Here is a 22927-nt window from a genome sequence, read left to right as displayed (position 1 = left end):
ATTGGCTTTTGAGGTGTTGTTTAATTCATTTCTATCCTCTATTTGTGCCATTTTCAATATGTTCTTTGATTTTATGGTCAAGGCTGAGGCTATAAAAGACAGAAACAGTAAGAACGATTGTGAAACAAACAGTGATCCAAATAGGAATAAAAAAATCAGCTACCAACCTGATGAACAAAGCGACAGCATAAAAAGAACATAAAATGACCAAAGGGAAATTTAACTTTATGGTTGCATATTTCCCGTAAAGCTCCTGGGCCACGCTCCGATAGTTCTTTGCGATATTTTCCTGATACTCGCTTTCTGATTTAGAAAGTCCTGTGTATAAGAACTTTGTGGCAAATGCGATGGTGATGATCCACTGCCACCAATGGACCTTTATGATACCAAACGTAAACAGAGGCAGTGCGAAAAGGAAAGTAAGACCGTACATAAAAGAAGGTTTATGATAGATTTTCATGATATTCCTCCTTTAAGCCTAGTAGTTTCTGTATTATATCAACAGTATAGCATGGATTTTTTTAAAAAACTACTTATAAAATAAGTACCCCCCGTCCGTTGGACGGGGGGTACTGGCTTTTTTATGCGATTACAGCCGATCTTACTTGGCGGCCTTGGCAGCCTTGATGGCCTCGATCAGCATGGGGGTGACCTTGAACAGGTCGCCGCAGATGCCGTAGTCGGCAATCTCGAAGATGGGGGCAGTATCGTTCTTGTTCACGGCGATGATGCACTCGGAGTCCTGCATACCGGCCTTGTGCTGGATAGCGCCGGAGATGCCCAGAGCCACATAGATCTTGGGGTGAACGGTCTTGCCGGTCTGACCGACCTGATGGTCGGCGGACAGCCAGCCGGAGTCGATGGTGGCACGGGAGCCGCCCACGACGCCGCCCAGAACCTCAGCCAGTTCCTCGGCCAGCTTGATGCCGCCCTCAACATCCTTGGAGATGCCGCGGCCCACGGAAACGACCACATCGGCGCCGATCAAATCGACCAGCTTCTTGGCGGCCTTGACCACCTCGACGACCTGAGTTTCCATGTCGTCCTCGGTGAGGGAGAAGTTGGGCTTGATGATCTCGCAGGCGTCAGCCTTGGCCTGGTCAAAGGCGTTCTTCTTCATCACGCCGGGACGGACGGTGGCCATAGCGGGACGGAAGCGGGGGCAGATGATGGTGGCCATCAGGTGACCGCCGAAAGCGGGACGGGTCATCTTCAGGTTGCGGTCATCCTCGGGGATGGAGTCGATCATGGCAGGAGCCAGAGTGGAGGCGGAGCGCAGAAAGTCCTTGTACTTGGGCACGTCGATGTCCAGGTGAGTACAGTCGGCGCACAGGCCGGTGTGCAGACGGGCGGCGCAGCGGGGGCCCAGATCGCGGCCGATGTTGGTGGCGCCGATCAGCATGACCTCAGGCTTGTACTCCTGGATCACGTCGCAGATGACCTTGGTGTAGCCGTCAGTGGTGTAGTTGGCCAGCAGGGGGTGGTCGCAGACATACACGCCGTCAGCGCCGTAGCCGCCCAGCTCCTTGGCGATACCCTCGATTTCGTGGCCCAGCAGAAGGCCGTACAGCTTCTCGCCCAGCTCGTCGGCCAGCTTGCGGCCCTCGGAGATCAGCTCGAAGGAGGTGGGCATCATTTTGCCCTGACGCTGCTCGCAGAATACCCAAACGCCGCCCTTGAATTCTTCGATGGCAGCACTGTTGTAGTTAGACATATTCTTAATCTCCCTTCTATCAGATCAGGTGCTTGGCGGCCAGAATGCCGGCCAGCTTGTCGCAGGTGGCCTTGTCGGCGCCCTCCAGCATCATGCCCACGCCCTTCTGAGGGGGAGTGAAGGACTTGAAGATGTTGGTGGGGGAGCCCTTCAGACCGATGGTGGTAGGATCGATGAGGGGATCGTCCTTCAGGGTGTTGTAGTCAAAGATCTCATAGGGCTTGGAGTAGCACTCATAGATACCGCCCACGCTCATGTAACGGGGAGCGTTCAGCTCCTTGATGCAGGTGATCAGGCAGGGGGTCTTGACCTTGATGGTCATATAGCCGTCCTCCAGCATCCGCTTGACGGTGATGGTGTCGCCTTCCTTGGTGATCTCGGCGGCGTAGGAAACCTGGGGCAGGTGCAGCTTCTCAGCGATCTGGGGGCCGACCTGGGCGGTATCGCCGTCGATGGCCTGACGGCCGCACAGCACGATATCCTCGTCCTCGACACCAATCTTGTTGATGGCGGCGGCCAGGATCTGGGAGGTGGCGTAGGTATCGGAGCCGCCGAACTCACGGGCGGACACCAGAACGGCGCGGTCAGCGCCGCGGGCCATGACCTCACGCAGCATGGACTCGGCGGGAGGAGGACCCATAGAGACGATTACGACCTCGGCGCCGGTCTGCTCCTTCAAAGTCAGAGCGGCCTCGACGGCGTTCAGGTCGTCGGGGTTGGTGATAGCGGCCATGGAGGCGCGGTTCAGAGTACCATCGGGATTGACGGCCACCTTACCGGAGGTATCGGGGACCTGCTTGACACAAACAATGATTTTCATTTCGATCTGCCTCCTAACTTATTTCACACCCAGAGCACGGGAGATGACCATGCGCTGGACCTCGGAAGTACCCTCGTAGATCTCGGTGATCTTGGCATCGCGCATCATGCGCTCCACGGGGTACTCACGGGTGTAGCCGTAGCCGCCGAACAGCTGGACGGCGCGGCGGGTCACGTCGGAAGCGGCCTCAGCGGCGAACAGCTTGGCCATAGCGGAATCCATGCCGTAGGGCTCGTGGTTCTGCTTCTTCACGGCGGCGGCGTACACCAGGTACTGAGCGGCCTGCATCCGGGTGTGCATATCGGCCAGCTGGAACTGGGTGTTCTGGAACTGGGACAGACGCTTCTTGAACTGCACGCGCTCCTGGGTGTACTTGACAGCCTCGTTCACAGCGCCCTCGCCCAGGCCCAGAGCCTGCGCGGCGATGCCGATACGGCCGCCGTCCAGGGTCTGCATGGCGATCTTGAAGCCCTGGCCCTCCTTGCCCAGCAGGTTCTCCTTGGGCACGACGCAGTCCTCAAAGATCAGGTCGCAGGTGGAGGAGCCGCGGATACCCATCTTCTTCTCGTGCTTGCCCACAGAGAAGCCGGGGAAGTTCTTCTCCACGATGAAGGCGGAGATGCCGTGGTTGCCCAGAGTCTTGTCGGTCATAGCGAAGACCACCAGAGTTTCGGCTACGGTGCCGTTGGTGATGAAGCACTTGGAGCCGTTGAGCACATAGTCGCCGTTCTCATTCTTTACGGCGGTGGTCTGCTGGCCGGAGGCGTCGGTACCGGCGTTGGGCTCGGTCAGACCGAAGGCGCCGATCTTCTTGCCGGAGAGCAGGTCAGGCAGGTACTTCATCTTCTGCTCCTCAGTGCCGTGCTCAAAGATGGGGGCGCAACACAGAGAGGTATGGGCGGACACGATGACGGCAGTGGTGCCGCACACCTTGGCCAGCTCCTCAACGCACATGGCGTAGGACAGCACATCGCCGCCGGCTCCGCCGTACTCCTTGGGGAAGTAGATGCCCAGCATGCCCAGCTTGCCCATCTTCTCTACGGTTTCCATAGGGAAGCGCTCTTCCTCGTCGATTTCCTCAGCCAAGGGCTTGACCTCGTTCTCGGCGAACTCGCGGTACATCTTGCGGACCATCTCTTGTTCTTTCGACAGATGAAAATCCATTTTTTAGTCCTCCTAGTTTAAATTACTTTGCAATCATCCTTAAACGCCCGGGAGGCGCGCCTTTCTTGACCGGAGAGAGCCGGCCCCGGGGGCAGACGATACATGGTCGGGACGCCGCGTTTGACGAATATTGTTAGAAATTTAACAATAAAAACCGGAAAAAAGCGCAACACAGGAAAGGATCCTGGCGTTGCGAACCATATCAAACACGGCTAAAATCCACTTACAACCCAGATTATAGCTGTTTTTCAGGGGTAAAGCAAGGGGGACATATCTGGCAAATTTAACAGTTTTTCCATATCGGATTTGTCGGAAACGGGAAAATATGCGGAAGTTGCCTAAAAGATTGGCGTATGTTGACCGGCTGCGATTTCGCTGCCCTTTCAGGGCGCCGGGGGGCCGGCCCGTGGTCCGGCTGGATTGGGGGGCGGAGAAGGTGCCTCCGGAAAAGAAGGCCCGAAGTGCCGCTCTTTTTTTGACATATAAAACTGCCCCCTCCGGCTTGGGAGGGGGCAGCTGGATGGGGCGATTTACTTGCTGTAATCGTAGAAGCCCTTGCCGGACTTCTTGCCCAGCAGGCCGCCGCGGACCATCTTCTTCAGCAGAAGGGCGGGGCGGTACTTGGGGTCGCCGGTTTCGGCAAACAGGGTGTCCATAATGGCCAGACACACGTCCAGACCGATGAAGTCGCCCAGAGCCAGGGGGCCCATCGGATGATTGGCGCCCAGCTGCATGGCCTTGTCGATGTCGGCCACAGAGGCGACGCCGGTCTCAACCAGGCCGATGGCCTCGTTGATCATGGGGATCAGGATCTTGTTGACCACAAAGCCGGGGGCCTCGGCCACCTCGACGGGGTCCTTGCCGATGTCCTGGGACAGCTTGTAAATGAAATCAAAGGTCTCCTGGGTGGTGTTGGCTCCGCGGATGATCTCCACCAGCTTCATGGAGGGCACGGGGTTGAAGAAGTGCATTCCGATGACGGGGTGCTTCAGGCCGTTGCCCATCTCGGTGATGGACAGAGAGGAGGTGTTGGAGGCAAAGACAGTTTCGGGCTTGCAGAAGCCGTCCAGCTCGTTCAGAAGCTCCTTCTTGGTGGCCATCTCCTCCTTGACGCACTCAATGACCAGATCGGCGTCGGCGGCCTCCTCATGGGTCTGGGGGATCAGAACGTTGGCCATCAGGGCATCCATAGCCTCCTGAGCCATCTTGCCCTTTTCGACCCGCTTGGCCAGGGACTTGCCCAAGGTATCCTTGTGGCGCTGGGCGGAGGCGGGGCTGCTGGCGTACATCAGGACGGTGTGGCCCTTGGCGGCAAAGACCTGGGCGATGCCCCGGCCCATGGTGCCGGCGCCGAACAATGCGACTTTCATACTGTGTTCCTCCTAATTAAAATAAGTAAAATGGTGCCAGATCCGCTGGCGGGGGTCGGCCGGGGAAACCCGGCCCCGCTCTTATGGACCCCAGTATACCTGTTTTTTTGTGCAAACGCAAGAGGAAAGGGGGGGAATATTTTAAACAATATTTTTTCCGTGTAATTGGGCAAAGCCCTGAAAAAATGCAGCTTTTTCAGTTTTGACCTGCATATCTTGCCGGAAAGCTGCCGTTTGTTGCCCTGCGGTCAGTTGAACATATTGGTAAGGACGATGCGCTCCACGGTGTCCCCATCAAAGAAAAACAGGATCGCCGGGCCCAGCCCCTGGGAAAACTCCAGCTGGGACAGGTCGGAGACCTGCTCCGGGTCGTGGCCGCTCCAGGGCAGATAGGCCAGCAGATCAGGCTCCTCCGGATACTGTCCCCAGTAGTCGCCGGTGAGAGCCTCTGGATAGGCGGCCAGCACCTCCGCCCGGCTGGCCCCTACCCGGATGCCCCGGGGGGTGTACAGGTCGGACATGGAGGCCTCCAGGGTGTGGATGGAGTCGGCGTCGTCTGCCGCGCTGTGATAGCACAGGGCGGTAAAGGAACCCTCTGGGTAGTTGGCGGAGACCCGGTGCCAGTAGTCGCCGGGGTTGTAGATGGGTTCATAGCCCTCCAACTGCTCCGTCTCCCAGCTCCCGGTGTCCAGGCAGGAGAAGGACAGATCCATCCCCGGGCCGATAGGGGTGTTCCAGCCGTCCCGGAGGAAGGTCACATCACCGCTGAGTAGGCCATAGGGGGCCTCATAGACGATGGCCTGGATATCGCGGCTGGGCTGCGTGGGGGCGACGCCCAGCACCTGGGTGGGTATGCCCTCCCCATCCAGCCGGAGGACGATGAACTGGGTGTCGGCAGAGAAGAAGTCCCAGGAGCCGGGGTCATTCTCGTCTGCACGGTGGAGCGTATAACGGGATATGACGATCTCGTAGACCGCTGCTGCCCCGCTGTCTGTGGGGACCTCCCCGACATAAGTGACAGGGCCAAGTCGGACGTCCCCCTCCCGGGGGGCGCTGGGCTGGTCGGAAACAAAATACCACCGGCCGTTGGGGTATTGGCCGTCATACCAGTCCCGGAGCAGGGTGTAGAGGGCCTCGTCCGGCTGCTGCGGATCGGCCCCTCCGCCGGCACTGTCTATCTCCGCTTTTGTGCCCATGCTCCAGCTCTGGATCTGGATGGGACGCTCTCCGCTGTGGTCAAAGAGGAGGGAGGCCGCAAACCACAGGTCATCTCCGCTGTCCGCCCGGGCCTTCAGCTCATAGACTGCCTCCCCGTCATAGTTTCTGTCCCGGTACACCCCGTCCGCCGGGGCTAGGGATACGATCTGCCACAGGGCAGAGGTGTTCAAGGCGTTCCAGGGGTTCCGTTCATGCCGGGTAAATTCCTCCAACCATCCCCGGCTCTGATAGTAGACGCCAATGGGCAGGTCCTGTTCGGCAGTATACCAGAAGGTTTCATTGTGGTCGGGGACCCACTGGACGGGGGAGCCCTCATAGGAGCCGTAGTCTTGGTTTTCCGTAAAAATATCTACGCCGCCAGGGGCCATCAGGGGCTTTTTTTCCTCCCAATAGGCGTTGTAGTCCCGGTAAGCTTGGGAGCTTTCATCCCGGATGTCCCCCTCCACCGGCCACACCCAGGAGAAGTCGCCTCCGTCCAGACGGATGACCCCGGCCTGGCCGCTGCTGTATGCCTGGTGCGCACTGCTTCCAGTGTAGAGCAGGTACTCCACCCCGTCCTTTACAAAGGCGGCCACATAGGGCCGACCACCGGAGCCCCGGACCTCAAAGGGCGTTCCGACCACCTGCCCCGCCCGGTCCACCATGCCGATGACCAGGGAGTAGCGGGGATAGCGGTCGTAAAAATGGGCCGCGGCCAGAGTGACATCCTCGCCGGTGCCGACGGTATCCAGCAGCTCTCGCTCCATGCCGTCGGGGAACGACTCTGCGGCGTCGAAGCACTGGGACAGGGCGTCCAGAACGGACCGGGTGCTCCACGCCTCGCCGCTCTGGGCGGGGGGATCCTCCGGAACGCCTGCCGGACTGCTCTGGCAGGACACCAGATTGCCGCACAGCAGGCCGATGACCAGCATGAGAAGGAAAAGGGCCAGGGGCGGGCGCTGTTTTTTCCACTGGAAGATGCTGCGGATTCGCAGCTCGATCTCCCTGGCCGACCCGGACAGCCGGGTGGCGAAGGGGGAGCGGGGAATTTTTTTCATCTGAATATACCTCCTTTTGTCCTGGAGCAAAAAGGGGCGGCAGTCACATCTCATACGGCCCCTGCCAGCAGATCTGGCCCCGGGCATTGAAGGAATAGGTGTGGGGGCCCTCCTCCCAGCGGGTTTCGATCAGCAGATGCCGCTCCGCATCGATAGTCAGATCCCCTTGGAGGGCGAAGGAATACCGGAACTGTCCGGCCGCCGGATCCCACAGGTACCAGAGGTGGACATCGTTGTGGGTGGTGTCCCAGGGAAGGCCCAGGTCTGTGAAGCCGTCAAAATTCACATCCCGGAGATCCAGGGCGTGAAGCTGGCGCTCTGCACTGAAGCCCAGCGCCGGGGCGTTGGCTGCCGGAGGGGTGACCTGGGCGGCGGTATCGGAGTCGAAGGCACGGGGCTGGGGCAGTGCGTGCGGGGGCGTGATGGTTTGGAGCAGGCGGGTCCCATCTAGAACCCGGATCTCACTGTAATAAAGCGCCTGAAGGTCCGTGTCACTGTTTTTCCAGCGGCCCTCCAGCTCTATGGTCACTTCCCCGCCGTCCGGCAGGGGCAGTGTTTCCCGGTCGGTGAAGAAGTCGTCGGCCTTTGATACAAACTGACCATCTTCCCAGGTCAGCGTGATATAACAGGGGTCATGCCACTTGTCAATCAGTACGGGGACCCGCAGGGCCTGGAGCGCGCTGTCCTCCCGCTCTGCCCGTTCAGCGCCGCAAAGGACGGCCTCCTCGGGCAAAAGGTCGTGCTCCGGGTCGTCCCACAGCCCGATATGGCCCTGCTCCGCCAGAGCGCCGTCCTCCATCTCCAAGACGAAGCAGCGGGCGGCCCCGTAATTGGAGGTGCGGTCGGCCATTTCGATGACCAGGGATTGCACGTCAGGTGAGGTGAGGTACAGGGGGACAATGTTGGGGAAGCAGGGGTAGGGGTACTTCCAGACAGCGGTCTGCCCGCCGCCCAGAGTGACCTCCACTGTGGTCAGCCCCTCCCGGTCAGAAGCGTCCACCCGGCAGGAGGTGACGGTGACCCGGTCGTCTTCCGTCCCACTATCATCCAGAGTCAGACCGTCCAAAGAGACTGTCTCCAGATCGTAAGGGAGGGAGGGATCCGCGGGTCTGCTGACGGGGGCGGGGCCCGGATCGCCGGAGAGGCCGCCGGGGGCGGGCCTTTCCTCCTGGGCCTGGCAGGACACCAGCCCGCCGCAGGAGAGGATGACAAGGCCGGTGAGGATCATGGCCCACAGGGGCGGGCGCTGTTTTTTCCACTGGAAGATGCTGCGGATGCGAAGCTCCGTTTCTGTGGCCGACCCGGACAGGCGGGTGGCGAAGGGGGAGGAGGGGATTTTGTTCATGGGACACCTCCGGTTGAGAATGGAGAGTTGGGATGGGAGTTAGGAATTAGGGGGGCGAAGGCACAGGGTGGCCCTTCCTCCTATTGTCCAAACAGGTCGGCGATGATTTCCGGGAGAAGGTTGTACCAGACCGCGTCAGGCTTGGCGTCCTGGGCCGCTTCGGCGGCTTCATACTCTGCCTGGGTGACCTCTTGGCCGCTGAGATAGAATTCCCCTGAACCGTCTGAGGCCAAAATTTCTTCACTGAGATAGAGTTGCTCCCGCCGGTCGGGGCCATCGCCGCTGGAGCTGTATTGGTCCCGGTGGGTGCCGTTGTGAAAGGTGCCGTCAGACCAGCCGGAGGTGCCGTCCGCCTTCAGCCCCTGCATCCCCCGGCCCACCTCATTGTAGCCGTAGATCTGCCCATCCTGCCAGCGCAGGACCAGAATGGGCTCGGAGTGGATGTGCTGGTTGGTGAGAATGATGACCTCCGGCGTCCCATCATCGTCCAAATCGGCCACGGCAAATTGCTCCGCATAGGCGTTCACCGCAGGGTCATTCCAAATCAGCTCGTTGATTTGAGAGAGGTAATACTCTCTGCCGTCTTCTGATACAGAACGGAAAGGAGCGTCTCCGGCCATCACTTGCCGGAATGCCTCTGCTGCCTCGGCGGGGCCGGGATAAGGCTCAGGGGAGAGGGAGTCAGAGGGCTGTCCGTAAAGCTCGGTTTCCTGCCGCACCAACACAAGCCGTCCCTCCCGGTCAAAGGAATAATAGCGGCGCTGGACGGTTTGGCTGTCATGCTCATGCTCCACCAGCAGCTCCTCCTCCTTCAACAGCTCCGGCGGGCTGAACATGAGGAAAGAGAAAATGTACTCCTCCGCCGCGGGGTCAAAAAGAAAATAGGCGTAGGTCACATTATGGGGAGAGGCCTCCACCGCCGGAATGGCAAAGTCGGTGTAGCCGTCGAAGTTGAAATCTCCAAATTCCTGGCCGCCAAAAGCGGACTCCTCCCGGAAAAACAGACCCTCATAGAGATACTGAGGTTCCTCCGCCAGACTGAAGGCGGGGTAGATATCCACGGAATGTGTGTCCCACCGGTAGGCCTGAATGGGTTGGTCGCTGGCCATCAGAGCGGGGACGTCAATGGATTGAAGCAGCTTTCCGTCCTCGTAGACCAGAATCTCCTTGAGAGGGGAGAAAAAAACGTCCCTCTTGGCTCTGTCGGAACGAAGTTCCAGAGTCAGATCCCGCTGGCTTGTGAGGGGAACGGAGTAGGCGGCGGTATGGGCGGAGATGCCTGCTTTGCCAATGGACTCAAAATGGGAATAGACCCACTGCTCCGGCATGGGACTGCCAGACTGGATGCTGTCGGGATAGCCCCACTCCGGGTTGAGGGAGTACAGCTCCAGGCCGCCCTCCACGGGAACGGCCTTCTGGTCGGAGAGACCGTCGTCACTGTAGTAGTCCCACTGGGCAGCCTCCTCCAAACTGGAGCCGTCAAAGCGGTAGTGGGCCACGGTGCTGGCTCCCTCAATGCCGGTCCAGGTGGAGGTGTTGGTGCACAAAATGTTGAGGATGCCCTCCGCATCGGTCCAGGAGGAGAACAGGCCGTCATCCCCAGCCACCTGTCGGACAGGGCCCCGCCAGTCTTGCTCCCTCCTGTCCCACAGGCCCAGCATCAGATTGCCCAGCCCTGCGGGGTGAGAGCCGCCGTCTACGAGAGCCAGGGCCAGGGTGCAGCCCTCCCCTTCCTGGGACAGGAGGAGCTTAGAGGACATACGGCCACCATCATAGGGATAATTTTCGTGCGCCTCCAGGAGAAGCTGGGCCAGGTCAGGCTCCTCCGTCCGGCAGGACACCAGGTTGCCGCACAGGAGGGCGGCGGCCAGCAGGAGGATCAGCAGAGGCAGAGGCGGGCGTCTGCGCTTCCACTGGAAGATGCTGCGGATGCGAAGCTCCATTTCCCTGGCCGAGCCGGACAGGGCGGTGGTAAAAGGGGAAATGGGGAGGGACGTTCTGTTCATGGCGCTTCCTTTCTCAGACGGGACACAGCGGACAGGATGGTTTGCCCGTAGGCGGCGTGTTCCTCCGGCGAGAGTGTGTTAAGCGCCGCCTCGTCACAGGCCAGCTCCGTGTCCCGCTCTACCAGACGGACCATATACCAGGCCAAGGGATTGAACCAGTGAAGGGCATTGACCCACAGGGCCAGGGCCTTCAGCCAGATGTCCCGGCGGCGGAAGTGGGTGAGCTCATGGAGGAGGGAGTAGTGCAGAGCATCTCCCGACAGCTTATCCTGGGGCAGCAGGAGAACGGGCCTCAGCAAACCGGCCAGCATGGGCACCTTCAGCCCCTGACACGCCAGCAGCCGAGGGCGACGGCCCAGGCCCAAGCTGTCCCCTAGCTGGTTGAAAATACGCACAGTGTCGCTGTCCACGACAGGAGAGGACCAGCGTCGGAGGTAGCACAGGAAGCGCAGGTGGGCCAGCCCGGCCCATAGCACAACGACAGTTACTCCTACCAGCCACAATGCCCCAGCCAGTTGGGAGAGGGACAGGGAGAAAGGCTCATCCCAGGATGGGTCCGGCTGACCGCCGGAGTAGGAAGAAGAAACCGTGCTCCCCTGACTGCCGGCCTTGCCGGGCGCCTCCCCGCTCTGACCTTCAGGGGGAGATTGTTCTCCGCCGCCAGGGCGCGATTGGTAGATAATGGAATCAGAAAAAGTGGGGAGCTGGATAGGGGCGGCTTCACGCTGCCCTTGGGGCAGCAGGGGGAAGGGAACCGCCAGCCGCAGACAAAGGAGCAGCCAGGCCCAGCACCGCCACCGGGCCCCATAGAGGGAGCGGGTGGAGCGGGATGCTAGGGACAGCAGGAGAATAGCCGCTGATCCGCCTAGAGTCAGCGCCCCTAAAGTGAGAAGAAAGTCATCCATGATCCCGCCCTCCGCTCAACTCGTTCAGCAGGGCTTGAAGCTCATCCAGATCCCGGCGGTCCAAGCCTTCCCGCGCCAGAGCGGCCACAAAGTTTCGGGGAGAACCGTACAGTCGAGACACCACTGCCCGGCTGTCAAAGGCCTGGTAGTCATCCCGAAGGATGAGAGGGGTGTACAGGTTGCCCCTGCCCTCCCTTCGAACGGACACAAACCCTTTCGCCACTAGCCGGGTGAGGTAGGTGTTGATGGTGTTGGGAGACCAGCCGAAAGGGGCCAGGATTTGGTCCAGCTGGGCGCGCGGAGTGCCTGGCCCAGAGGTCCACAGGGCCTTCATTACCTCCAGTTCGGTGTCAGGAAGTCGTTTCATGTCAGATAGCTCCTTATTACGTCAAATGTAGTCCTTAAAAACATACTACACTTGAAGTAATAGAAAATCAAGTTACAGTGTGGTTACAGTGGGCAACAGAATGGATGGGGAAAAAGAAAAAGCGGCCGCCTCATAAGCGGCCGCAGGGAAAAACGAATTACAGCAAAATCTGCCCATTGATTTCCAGATGGAACTGAAGGTGAAAGAACTCCGCCGCTTTACGGCACAGCACCATACGCTGAAGGAAGATTTCAAAGTAGTCCATGACAGCACAGACCTGGGTGTTAATGGTCAGGGAGAGGGTAACGGTTCCGGACACGGTGTCCAGTAGCACCTCGGACCGCTCCACAGCGTAGTTGACCCGGTCGTGGATGTCGAAGTTAATGACATCGTTGTTGCGCACCCGGCTGCGGCGCACATCGGTCTTGTCCGCCAGGATCAGGGCGGCAGCCACCGCATTTACGGGAAAAGCGGTGGAGTCGTCGTGGTGGCCGATGGCGGTGATGACAGTGGCCACCTCCGCCGGTTCCATCCCCATTTTATCAAGAATGCGGAAGGCCATGGTGGCTCCACTGATGGCGTGGTCATGGCGGTTGACCACATTACCGATGTCATGCATAAAGGCGGCGATCCGAGCCAGCTCCACCTCTCGGGCGGGATAGCCCAGCTCGTTCAGAATCCTGGCGGCTACGTCGGCACACCGGCCCACATGGGCAAAGGAATGTTCAGTAAAGCCGAGAGCGATCAGGGAAGCGTCCGCCTGGGTAATATAAGTGCGGATTTCCACGGAGTTTTGAATATCCTGAAAGGTGACAGACATAAGTAAAGCCTCCTTCATGCCGGCCGGTTGGGTAACGTTCTCATCCAAATGGTGTGGGTGACCCGCCGCCGGTAACCGTTACGCAGGGGGAACGGAGATGCCGCTTCCCCGTTGAAAGGGAAACACTGCGCTCCGGGGTGGAAATGTCCCTGTTTATACTATAATAATTATGGGCAGTTTTCAATAGTTGAAATGGGATAAAACTGGACAGGCGAAAAAGAGCGGACCAGAATCTAAACACCTTGGCCCGGCAGTAGGGAAGGATGGGAGCGCTACAGGACCACAGAGATGTTGGAGAAGCATGAGGCATACTGGTCTCGGTCTGAGCTGTATGTTTAAGGAAAATCAAAAGAAAAAACAGGGGTCCATAGGTTTCAACCTATGGACCCCTGTTCTAGTAAAATATATATCAAAGAATATAACAAAATAGAATGTAGGGAAATTATTGCTCGTCTCCGTATAACCAGACGCAACCTTTGTCAACCCCCTCCACGGCGGAACGGTAGGCGGCCAACGCGCCCTTAACAGGACGGTCGGGACGGCGAATCTTAGCTAGACGGGAGACAATCTCCTCCTCGCTTACTTCCAGATGGATGGTGTGGTTGTCAATATCAATCTCGATCATATCCCCGTCTTGGACCGCGGCGATGGGACCGCCATCCCAGGCTTCGGGGGAGACATGGCCAATACAGGGCCCCCGTGTCGCGCCGGAATAGCGTCCGTCGGTGACCATGGCACAGCTGGTGTGCAGCCCCATGCCCACCAGCATAGCGGCGGGGATGGACATTTCCCTCATGCCTGGGCCTCCCTTGGGCCCTTCATAGCGGATGACCAGGACGCTGCCGGGCTTGACGGCCCTATCTGCCATAAACTTGCGCAGGTCGTCCTCAGAGTCGAAGCACACAGCCGGCCCCCGGTGGTGGAACATCTCAGGGACCACGCCGCTCTTTTTCACGATGCAGCCGTTGGGGGCCAAATTGCCGTATAGCACGGCAAAGCTGCCGTCAGGATACAGGGGGTCCTCGACAGAGTGAATGATCTCGGCGTTTACTTTCCGTTTGAAGGCGGACAAAAATTCGCCCAGAGTACCGCCCATAGCCAAACGGGCATCCAGGTCCAAATACTGCTGGATCGCCTTGAGGGTGGCTCCCACGCCTCCGGCCTTGTAATAGTCATAGATATTATATTGGGAGGAGGGTTTGAACTTGGCAATACAGGGGACATGCTGCTGGATCTGGTCGAAATCTCCCATATCGAGCTTAATACCCATCACACGGGCCAGCGCGCATATGTGGAGCTGGGCGTTGGTAGATCCGCCGGTAGCCGCTACATGACGGAGGCCGTTTATCAGGCTGCTTTCCGTGACGATATCGCTGAACCTGACGTTCTCCTTCACAAGCTGAACGATGCGTTCACCCACATCCCGGGCCTGACGGTTTTTAGCCGCGGAGCAGAACAGCATGGTGGTGCTGTCGATGGGGCACAGGCCGATGACTTCGGCAAAAACGCCCATGGTATTGGCGGTCCCGTACATACTGCAGGTACCGCAGGAAAAGCAGATGTTTTCACGATAACGAGTGTAGGTTTCCTCACTGATCTTGTCGATATTCCGGGCGCCGATAGACTCCTTCAAATCAGGGGTCACATAGGTGCCCTCCTCCGCCTCATAGGGCACCATGCTGCCGGCAGTGAGAAAAAGGCAGGGTTTATTGAGCGCGGCGGCAGCCATAAGCATACCGGGGACGATCTTGTCACAGCTACATAGGAAGACAAGGCCGTCAAAGCCGTGGGCGTTGGCCATGGATTCAATGCTGGCCGCGATCAAATCACGCTGGGGCAGGATATAATGCATCCCTGCGCCCTGGGCCATGCCGTCGCAGGGGGCGGGGACATTAAACTCCCCCGGTACGCCGCCAGCGGCCCAGATACCTTCCTTTACGAACTTGGCCAGTTCGCCAAAGCTTCGGTGACCGGGATTGACATCCGTGTAAGAATTTGCGATGCCGATGATAGGTTTGCGTAAATCCTTGATGCGGTATCCGCAGGAATTCATCAGGCCGGTGAAATAGCCCTCCTGGATATTATCAGGGTCATGGACCCCCTTCCAGTTTTCTGCCATCTAGGTCTTGCCTCCCCTAATTGAAATGATAATATAGTGGTTGCTGTGGTATGTGTCCGCTCTGATACAATATAGTATAGAGAAAAACTGATTCTATGTAAAACAGTTGTACTCTGTAAATCAACAAGTAAATACTTGTTATTAAATGCCGTGTATGTTACCATGAAAGGGGGGAGACAGATGACAAATAGTGAGAAACTCTTTCTGATCTTGGCGGAGGAGCTCAATTTCCGTCGGGCAGCGGCCCGTGCTTTCCTCAGCCAACAGGGGCTCAGTGACCATATCCGGCGGCTGGAGGGGTGCTATGGAACCCCGCTCTTCTACCGGCGTCCACGGGTGTCCCTTACTCCGGCGGGGGAAGCGGTACAGCGCACGCTGCAGCGGGTAAAAAATTTGGAGTCCGGGTTGGAAGCGGAATTGGCCGAACTGGAGGAGGGGGCTGCTGGCACCCTGAGATTAGGTACAAACTATGCAAGAGCCCGCCTGATCATTCCTCTGTTCTTTGTGCAGTATCATGCTCGATATCCGAAGGTGCGGGTCGAGCTGGTCCCGGGAGAGACCTCCGCAATGGAAAGGATGCTGGAGAACGGTGAGCTGGATGGATTTTTGGGTGTCAATACAGCTCTGCGTCCTGGAATGAAGTCGGTCCCTCTGGCTCGGGAGAGCATCTATTTGATTGCCTCCGTCTCCTATCTCAAAAAATACCTCGGACTGGAGAAAGAGGCAATAGCCGGCCTAAGGAGCGGCATTGACTTGAAACACTTTCAAGGCCTGCCCTTTGCTATGAATTATGGAAAAAGTACAGCCTTCCAGTTGATTGACCAGCACCTGGTCACAAATGGGGTGACGATAGACAATCTGTTGTCAGTCAGTGATTACAACGTATTAGAGGAGGCGTGTCGCACTGGATATGTGGCGTCCTTCTGTCCTCAAATATTTCTGCCTACCATTATAAAGGGGAACCGAAGCTGCCCAGAGGAAAGATTTCTCTGCATCCTACCAGTACGGGGCTTGGAACGATCCCTGCGCTTTGATTTGGTGTATCAGGATATGGTGTACTACCCCAAATTTGCGGTAGACTGTTTTGCGCTTCTGAAGGAAATTGTGGGCAGCTACTTGGAGCAGACAGATGTGTTGGAGCAGTAGACCTGAGATTTGAGATAACAAAAAGCTGGTCCCCGAAATGGAGGTTTCGGGGACCAGCTTTATCATCATTGCAGTTGGCCTTGATACAGGTCATAGGGAGTAGTCTGATATACATAGTAATTGAGCCAGTTTGTGTAAAAGAGCTGGGCGGCGGAGCGCCAGCGGACAACGGGTGACTGCTGGGGGTCATCGCCGGGAAAATAATGCTTGGGAACATCAATATCAAGACCTTTGTTGATATCCCGAAAGTACTCGTTGGCCAACGTGTCCGGATCATATTCCGGGTGGCCGGTGATAAAGAAGCGGCGGTTGTTCTCGCTTTTGACAGCAAAAACTCCGGCCTCATCCGATACGGCCAGCAGTTCTAGTTCCGGGCGGGCCAGGATATCATCCAGATGGTTTTCCGTATGCCGGGAATGGGGGACATAAAAGATATCATCAAATCCCCGGAACAGGGGGGATTGTTTTTTTATAATAGTATGTGGGAAGACACCGAACAGTTTTTTGGGCAGAGAGTATTTGGGAATGCCGTAGTGGTAGTAGAGGCCGGCTTGAGCCCCCCAGCATACATGGAGGGTGGAGTGGACATGAGTCTTGGTCCACTCCATAATGTCGCACAGCTCCGGCCAATAGTCCACATCCGCGAAATCCAGATTTTCTACCGGCGCGCCGGTGATGATCATACCGTCATACCGTTTATCCTTGATTTGGTCAAAGGTAGTATAAAAGGAAGCGAGATGGCTGGCATCCGTATTTTGGGAAACGTGGCTAGCCATTTGAAGGAGCTCCACCTGAATTTGCAGAGGCGTATTGGACAGCTTGCGAAGCAGCTGCGTTTCAGTGACGATTTTGGTCGGCATTAGATTCAGGATAAGGAGATTCAGCGGACGCATATCCTGATGGATGGCCCGATATTCCGTCATGACAAAGATATTTTCCCCCTCCAGCGTGGCTCGGGCGGGCAGAGAGTCGGGGATCTTGATGGGCATTTGGATCACTTCCCTATATGATAAGAGGCGTGTGGCCTCTTGGCCGTCAGTGGTGCATATTTGCTCGGCCATGGATGAAATAAGGTTACCACAAACAAGGAATTTCCGCAAGGCGGAAATCTGGCGTATATTTGTTCTTGACAGATGGACAGGCAGAAGGGCGGTCCAGATATAGTGGTAGGAGGGAGTGAAGGAGGGGAAGATATAGTGTAGGTAAGGAGGGGATAAAAAAAGGGGAAAAAAGTGGGAAAAAAGTGTTGACAAGGGAGGAAGTGTTTGCTAATATAAGCAAGCGCTCTGCGGCAGGGGCAAGCCCTGCGGGGGAGCGGAGGGAGCCACATGAGGCGGTCCAGGGGACAGACGAAAAAAGTTTGAAACTGGCGAAAAAAAGTGCTTGACAAAGGCAATGAAGTGTGGTAACCTAATCAAGCTGTCCGCGAGGGCAGCGGCAAGCCACTAAGGGAGCGGCGAATGAGAGGACAAAAGAGTTTGAAAAAGCTCGAAAAAAGTTCTTGACAAAGCGAACTGAATGTGGTAAGATAAAAACCCGCCGCACGGAGCGGCGTGTACCTTGTAAATTAAACAACGTGACAAACGAAAAGCACCAGATATGGATTTGGTTGTTCGAAGACAAGCGAAGCTTGAAACGGATGACCGTAAATTTCTTTGAAGCTTGGAAAAGTTTCAATAATATGATTTGAGGGACTTCGGTTCTTTAAATACCATTTTATTGAGAGTTTGATCCTGGCTCAGGATGAACGCTGGCGGCGTGCTTAACACATGCAAGTCGAACGGAGTGCTCATGACAGAGGATTCGTCCAATGGAGTGAGTTACTTAGTGGCGGACGGGTGAGTAACGCGTGAGTAACCTGCCTTGGAGTGGGGAATAACAGGTGGAAACATCTGCTAATACCGCATGATGCAGTTGGGTCGCATGGCTCTGACTGCCAAAGATTTATCGCTCTGAGATGGACTCGCGTCTGATTAGCTAGTTGGCGGGGTAACGGCCCACCAAGGCGACGATCAGTAGCCGGACTGAGAGGTTGGCCGGCCACATTGGGACTGAGACACGGCCCAGACTCCTACGGGAGGCAGCAGTGGGGAATATTGGGCAATGGGCGCAAGCCTGACCCAGCAACGCCGCGTGAAGGAAGAAGGCTTTCGGGTTGTAAACTTCTTTTCTCAGGGACGAAGCAAGTGACGGTACCTGAGGAATAAGCCACGGCTAACTACGTGCCAGCAGCCGCGGTAATACGTAGGTGGCGAGCGTTATCCGGATTTACTGGGTGTAAAGGGCGTGTAGGCGGGACTGCAAGTCAGATGTGAAAACCATGGGCTCAACCTGTGGCCTGCATTTGAAACTGTAGTTCTTGAGTACTGGAGAGGCAGACGGAATTCCTAGTGTAGCGGTGAAATGCGTAGATATTAGGAGGAACACCAGTGGCGAAGGCGGTCTGCTGGACAGCAACTGACGCTGAGGCGCGAAAGCGTGGGGAGCAAACAGGATTAGATACCCTGGTAGTCCACGCTGTAAACGATGGATACTAGGTGTGGGAGGTCTGACCCCCTCCGTGCCGCAGTTAACACAATAAGTATCCCACCTGGGGAGTACGATCGCAAGGTTGAAACTCAAAGGAATTGACGGGGGCCCGCACAAGCGGTGGAGTATGTGGTTTAATTCGAAGCAACGCGAAGAACCTTACCAGGGCTTGACATCCCGGTGACCGGTGTAGAGATACACCTTCTTCTTCGGAAGCGCCGGTGACAGGTGGTGCATGGTTGTCGTCAGCTCGTGTCGTGAGATGTTGGGTTAAGTCCCGCAACGAGCGCAACCCTTATTGTTAGTTGCTACGCAAGAGCACTCTAGCGAGACTGCCGTTGACAAAACGGAGGAAGGTGGGGACGACGTCAAATCATCATGCCCCTTATGTCCTGGGCCACACACGTACTACAATGGTGGTCAACAGAGGGAAGCAAGACCGCGAGGTGGAGCAAACCCCTAAAAGCCATCCCAGTTCGGATTGCAGGCTGCAACTCGCCTGTATGAAGTTGGAATCGCTAGTAATCGCGGATCAGCATGCCGCGGTGAATACGTTCCCGGGCCTTGTACACACCGCCCGTCACACCATGAGAGTCGGGAACACCCGAAGTCCGTAGCCTAACCGCAAGGGGGGCGCGGCCGAAGGTGGGTTCGATAATTGGGGTGAAGTCGTAACAAGGTAGCCGTATCGGAAGGTGCGGCTGGATCACCTCCTTTCTAAGGAGAGTTCAAAAGCCGACAGGTTTTTGTAACGTCCTAAGGTCAGACGTCTGTGCAAAGTAGGGGTCACGTTGTTTAATTTAGAGGGCGCACGCCGTAAGGGGAGCGGTGGGGGCTCACGGGCCCATAGCTCAGCTGGCTAGAGCGCACGACTGATAATCGTGAGGTCGGTGGTTCGAGTCCACTTGGGCCCACCACCAAAAGCTGAGGGCACCCGGATAAGGGGGTTTAGCTCAGTTGGTAGAGCACCTGCTTTGCAAGCAGGGGGTCACCGGTTCGAGTCCGATAACCTCCACCACAAGATCAAATCGAAGTGTTTACCCAAGAGGGTGAGCATTTCGATCTGACCTTGAAAAGGGTCGGAGAACTGCACCTTGAAAACTGAACAGTGAAGCAAGCAAGAAATTGCGAGCAAGCAACAGAGAGGTAACAAAGTAAAATTTGTGGACTTTTTAAGGAATTAAAAGGGTAACAAATACTACAATGAAACTGAATCTGAGGCCTGCATAATTCTTATAGAACCAAGAGAACAGCTTGAAAAGGTTGTTCTACGAAGGTCAAGCTAATAAGAGCGCAAGGGGAATGCCTTGGCATCAAGAGCCGATGAAGGACGTGACAAGCTGCGATAAGCCTGGGGGAGCTGCACATAAGCGTTATATCCCAGGATTTCCGAATGGGGAAACCCGGCAGAGCAATACTCTGTCAGCCTGCGTTGAATCAAATAGGCGTAGGCGGGGAACCGCCTGAACTGAAACATCTAAGTAGGGCGAGGAAGAGAAATCAACAGAGATTCCGCAAGTAGTGGCGAGCGAACGCGGAAGAGGGCAAACCGAAGGATTTATCCTTCGGGGTTGTGGACTGACACAACGGATTGATAGGCTAGCTGAACGGTATGGGAAGGCCGACCACAGCGGGTGATAGTCCCGTAAGCGAAAGCTGAGTCGATTTAGTCAGAATCCAGAGTACCGCAGGACACGTGAAACCCTGTGGGAAACTGGGGGGACCACCCTCCAACCCTAAATACTACTTGATGACCGATAGAGGAGCAGTACCGTGAGGGAAAGGTGAAAAGGACCCCGGGAGGGGAGTGAAAGAGAACCTGAAACCTTGTGCTTACAAGCACTCAAAGCACGTTAAAGTGTGATGAGGTACTTTTTGTAGAACGGTCCGGCGAGTTATTGTACGTGGCAAGCTTAAGGTGTTCAGCACCGGAGGCGAAGCGAGAGCGAGTCTGAATAGGGCGTATAAAGTCGCGTGCAATAGACCCGAAACCAGGTGACCTATCCATGAGCAGGTTGAAGTGGGGGTAAAACCCCATGGAGGACCGAACCGACCCCCGTTGCAATGGTGGCGGATGACTTGTGGATAGCGGAGAAATTCTAATCGAACTTGGAGATAGCTGGTTCTCCCCGAAATAGCTTTAGGGCTAGCGTTAGTTTAGATTACCGGAGGTAAAGCACTGAATGGGCTAGGGGCTGATAAAGTTACTGAACCCTATCAAACTCTGAATGCCGGATAATTGATGACTAGCAGTCAGACTACGTGAGATAAGTCTCGTGGTCAAAAGGGAAACAGCCCAGACCCACAGCTAAGGTCCCAAATATACGCTAAGTGGAAAACGATGTGGAGTTGCGAAAACAACCAGGATGTTGGCTTAGAAGCAGCCACTCATTAAAAGAGTGCGTAATAGCTCACTGGTCGAGTGACTCTGCGCGGAAAATGTAACGGGGCTAAGCGTATAACCGAAGCTTGGGATTGCATCTAATGCAGTGGTAGGGGAGCGTCGAATAAGGGGTGAAGTCGTAGCGGAAGCAGCGGTGGACTTTATTCGAGTGAGAATGCCGGAATGAGTAGCGAGAATTATGTGGGAATCATAATGGCCGAAAATCTAAGGTTTCTTGGGGAAGGTTCGTCCGCCCAAGGTAAGCCGGGAGCTAAGGCGAGGCCGAAAGGCGTAGTCGATGCACATACGGTTGAAATTCCGTAGCCACCGAAACTTAAACCAGAAGGACACTTGGAGCTATCCGAACCCGGGCGTTGGTTGACCCGGGCGAAAGGGACCGAAATCAAGTAGGGAAGTCGGAGAATAACGAGGCGAGAAAAGTTCTGGTGTATGCTAAGGTGCCCGTACCGCAAACCGACACAGGTAGATGAGGAGAGAATCCTAAGGCCAACGGGAGAAGGGTTGTTAAGGAACTCGGCAAAATTACCCCGTAACTTCGGGATAAGGGGAGCTCCCTAAGGGGAGCCGCAGAGAATAGGCCCAAGCGACTGTTTACCAAAAACACAGGTCTATGCTAAATCGAAAGATGACGTATATGGGCTGACGCCTGCCCGGTGCTGGAAGGTTAAGAGGAGAGCTTAGCGCAAGCGAAGGTTTGAATTGAAGCCCCAGTAAACGGCGGCCGTAACTATAACGGTCCTAAGGTAGCGAAATTCCTTGTCAGGTAAGTTCTGACCCGCACGAATGGCGTAACGATTTGGGCGCTGTCTCAACAGCCCACCCGGCGAAATTGTAGTACCGGTGAAGATGCCGGTTACCCGCAACTAGACGGAAAGACCCCATGGAGCTTTACTGTAGCTTAATACTGAGGATTGGTAAATCATGTACAGGATAGGTGGGAGGCTTGGAAGCTTGGGCGTCAGCTCAGGTGGAGCCACCCTTGGGATACCACCCTTGATTTACTGGTTTTCTAACCTGCGGCCGTGAATCCGGTCGGGGGACACTGTTAGGTGGGCAGTTTGACTGGGGCGGTCGCCTCCTAAAAGGTAACGGAGGCGCTCAAAGGTTCGTTCAGCACGGACGGAAATCGTGCATTGAGTGTAAACGCATAAACGAGCCTAACTGCGACACCGACGGGTGGAGCAGTAACGAAAGTTGGAGTTAGTGATCCGGCGGTATGCAAGTGGAAGTGCCGTCGCTCAACGGATAAAAGCTACCCTGGGGATAACAGGCTGATCTCCCCCAAGCGTCCACAGCGACGGGGAGGTTTGGCACCTCGATGTCGGCTCGTCACATCCTGGGGCTGAATTCGGTCCCAAGGGTTCGGCTGTTCGCCGATTAAAGTGGCACGCGAGCTGGGTTCAGAACGTCGTGAGACAGTTCGGTCCCTATCTGTTGCGGGCGTAAGAGATTTGAAGGGAGCTGTCCTTAGTACGAGAGGACCGGGATGGACAGACCTCTGGTGCACCAGTTGTCCTGCCAAGGGCACAGCTGGGTAGCTACGTCTGGACGAGATAAACGCTGAAAGCATCTAAGCGTGAAACTCCCCCTAAGATTAGATCTCTCATCCTTTATGGAGTAAGGCTCGACGTAGACTATGTCGTTGATAGGTCGGAGGTGTAAGCACTGTGAGGTGTTGAGCTGACCGATACTAATAAGCCGAGGGCTTGACCTAAAAGGTTAAGAATAGAATGCAGGCGCTTGTAAGCAAGGAATGCGGCTTCACTGTTCGGTTTTCAGGGTGCAGACAAAAGCGCAAAATGCGCCTTTAGCTCAGTTGGTAGAGCAACTGACTCTTAATCAGTGGGTCCCGGGTTCGAATCCCTGAAGGCGCACCACACGGCCCGTTGGTCAAGCGGTTAAGACGGCGGCCTCTCACGCCGCAAACATGGGTTCGATTCCCGTACGGGTCACCATTTATAAA

At 56.3% G+C, this 22927-nt stretch carries 14 protein-coding genes, 4 tRNA genes and 2 rRNA genes; 7 read left to right on the top strand and 13 right to left on the bottom strand.

Going from position 1 to position 22927, the window contains the following annotated elements:
- Positions 1-31 precede the first annotated feature (31 nt).
- The 12 genes from OCV64_RS01930 to ilvD form a co-directional block, all read right to left on the bottom strand.
- Positions 32-460, bottom strand: a complete 429-nt coding sequence (locus tag OCV64_RS01930) for a hypothetical protein (protein WP_262669126.1) — start codon at positions 458-460, stop codon at positions 32-34.
- Between the two features lie 141 nt (positions 461-601).
- Positions 602-1714 (bottom strand): acryloyl-CoA reductase electron transfer subunit beta, encoded by a 1113-nt coding sequence (gene acrA / locus OCV64_RS01925; protein WP_147573367.1) that lies wholly within the window; start codon positions 1712-1714, stop codon positions 602-604.
- Between the two features lie 19 nt (positions 1715-1733).
- A complete protein-coding gene (acrB, locus tag OCV64_RS01920; RefSeq protein ID WP_147573368.1) occupies positions 1734-2534 on the bottom strand; it encodes an acryloyl-CoA reductase electron transfer subunit gamma in 801 nt (266 codons plus the stop codon).
- A gap of 18 nt (positions 2535-2552) precedes the next feature.
- A complete protein-coding gene (locus tag OCV64_RS01915) occupies positions 2553-3698 on the bottom strand; it encodes an acyl-CoA dehydrogenase (protein WP_147573369.1) in 1146 nt (381 codons plus the stop codon).
- A gap of 530 nt (positions 3699-4228) precedes the next feature.
- Positions 4229-5068 (bottom strand): 3-hydroxyacyl-CoA dehydrogenase family protein, encoded by an 840-nt coding sequence (locus OCV64_RS01910; RefSeq protein WP_147573370.1) that lies wholly within the window; start codon positions 5066-5068, stop codon positions 4229-4231.
- A gap of 248 nt (positions 5069-5316) precedes the next feature.
- On the bottom strand, positions 5317-7323 hold the full coding sequence (locus OCV64_RS01905; protein ID WP_262669125.1) for a hypothetical protein: 2007 nt from the start codon (positions 7321-7323) through the stop codon (positions 5317-5319).
- A 43-nt stretch (positions 7324-7366) separates the two neighbouring features.
- Positions 7367-8668, bottom strand: coding sequence for an XAC2610-related protein (locus OCV64_RS01900; protein WP_262669124.1), 1302 nt, complete (start codon positions 8666-8668; stop codon positions 7367-7369).
- An 80-nt stretch (positions 8669-8748) separates the two neighbouring features.
- The gene (locus tag OCV64_RS01895) at positions 8749-10674 is read right to left on the bottom strand and encodes an XAC2610-related protein (RefSeq protein ID WP_262669123.1); all 1926 of its coding nucleotides are present in this window, start codon (positions 10672-10674) and stop codon (positions 8749-8751) included.
- A complete protein-coding gene (locus OCV64_RS01890; RefSeq protein WP_262669122.1) occupies positions 10671-11579 on the bottom strand; it encodes a M56 family metallopeptidase in 909 nt (302 codons plus the stop codon). Before OCV64_RS01890 ends, OCV64_RS01895 begins: the two co-directional genes overlap by 4 nt.
- On the bottom strand, positions 11572-11946 hold the full coding sequence (locus tag OCV64_RS01885; protein ID WP_147573375.1) for a BlaI/MecI/CopY family transcriptional regulator: 375 nt from the start codon (positions 11944-11946) through the stop codon (positions 11572-11574). Before OCV64_RS01885 ends, OCV64_RS01890 begins: the two co-directional genes overlap by 8 nt.
- A 157-nt stretch (positions 11947-12103) precedes the next feature.
- Positions 12104-12766, bottom strand: a complete 663-nt coding sequence (locus tag OCV64_RS01880; RefSeq protein WP_147573376.1) for an HD domain-containing protein — start codon at positions 12764-12766, stop codon at positions 12104-12106.
- A 442-nt stretch (positions 12767-13208) separates the two neighbouring features.
- Positions 13209-14885 (bottom strand): dihydroxy-acid dehydratase, encoded by a 1677-nt coding sequence (gene ilvD, locus OCV64_RS01875; protein WP_186853118.1) that lies wholly within the window; start codon positions 14883-14885, stop codon positions 13209-13211.
- Between the two features lie 180 nt (positions 14886-15065).
- Between ilvD and OCV64_RS01870 the strand changes: the two genes are divergently transcribed.
- Positions 15066-16031, top strand: coding sequence for a LysR family transcriptional regulator (locus OCV64_RS01870; protein WP_262669121.1), 966 nt, complete (start codon positions 15066-15068; stop codon positions 16029-16031).
- A 65-nt stretch (positions 16032-16096) separates the two neighbouring features.
- Here OCV64_RS01870 and metA read toward each other — a convergent pair whose 3' ends face one another.
- Entirely contained in the window at positions 16097-17020 is a 924-nt protein-coding gene (gene metA, locus OCV64_RS01865; RefSeq protein WP_147573379.1) for a homoserine O-acetyltransferase MetA, read from the bottom strand.
- Positions 17021-17746: 726 nt separating this feature from the next.
- Here metA and OCV64_RS01860 point away from each other — a divergent pair.
- The 6 genes from OCV64_RS01860 (at position 17747) to OCV64_RS01835 (ending at position 22919) form a co-directional block, all read left to right on the top strand.
- Positions 17747-19277 (top strand): 16S ribosomal RNA (locus OCV64_RS01860).
- Between the two features lie 123 nt (positions 19278-19400).
- A tRNA-Ile gene (locus OCV64_RS01855) sits at positions 19401-19477 on the top strand.
- Positions 19478-19502: 25 nt separating this feature from the next.
- Positions 19503-19578, top strand: a tRNA-Ala gene (locus OCV64_RS01850).
- Between the two features lie 257 nt (positions 19579-19835).
- Positions 19836-22678: ribosomal RNA gene (locus OCV64_RS01845) — 23S ribosomal RNA — on the top strand.
- The 16S and 23S rRNA genes sit together here with 4 tRNA genes alongside, the layout of an rRNA operon.
- 87 nt (positions 22679-22765) lie before the next feature.
- Positions 22766-22841 (top strand) — tRNA-Lys (locus OCV64_RS01840).
- 3 nt (positions 22842-22844) lie between these two features.
- Positions 22845-22919 (top strand) — tRNA-Glu (locus OCV64_RS01835).
- The last annotated feature ends 8 nt before the right edge of the window (positions 22920-22927 follow it).

The organism is Muriventricola aceti (assembly GCF_025567565.1).
Lineage (GTDB): Bacteria > Bacillota > Clostridia > Oscillospirales > Oscillospiraceae > Lawsonibacter > Lawsonibacter aceti.
This window is presented reverse-complemented; position numbering and strand designations above follow the sequence as displayed.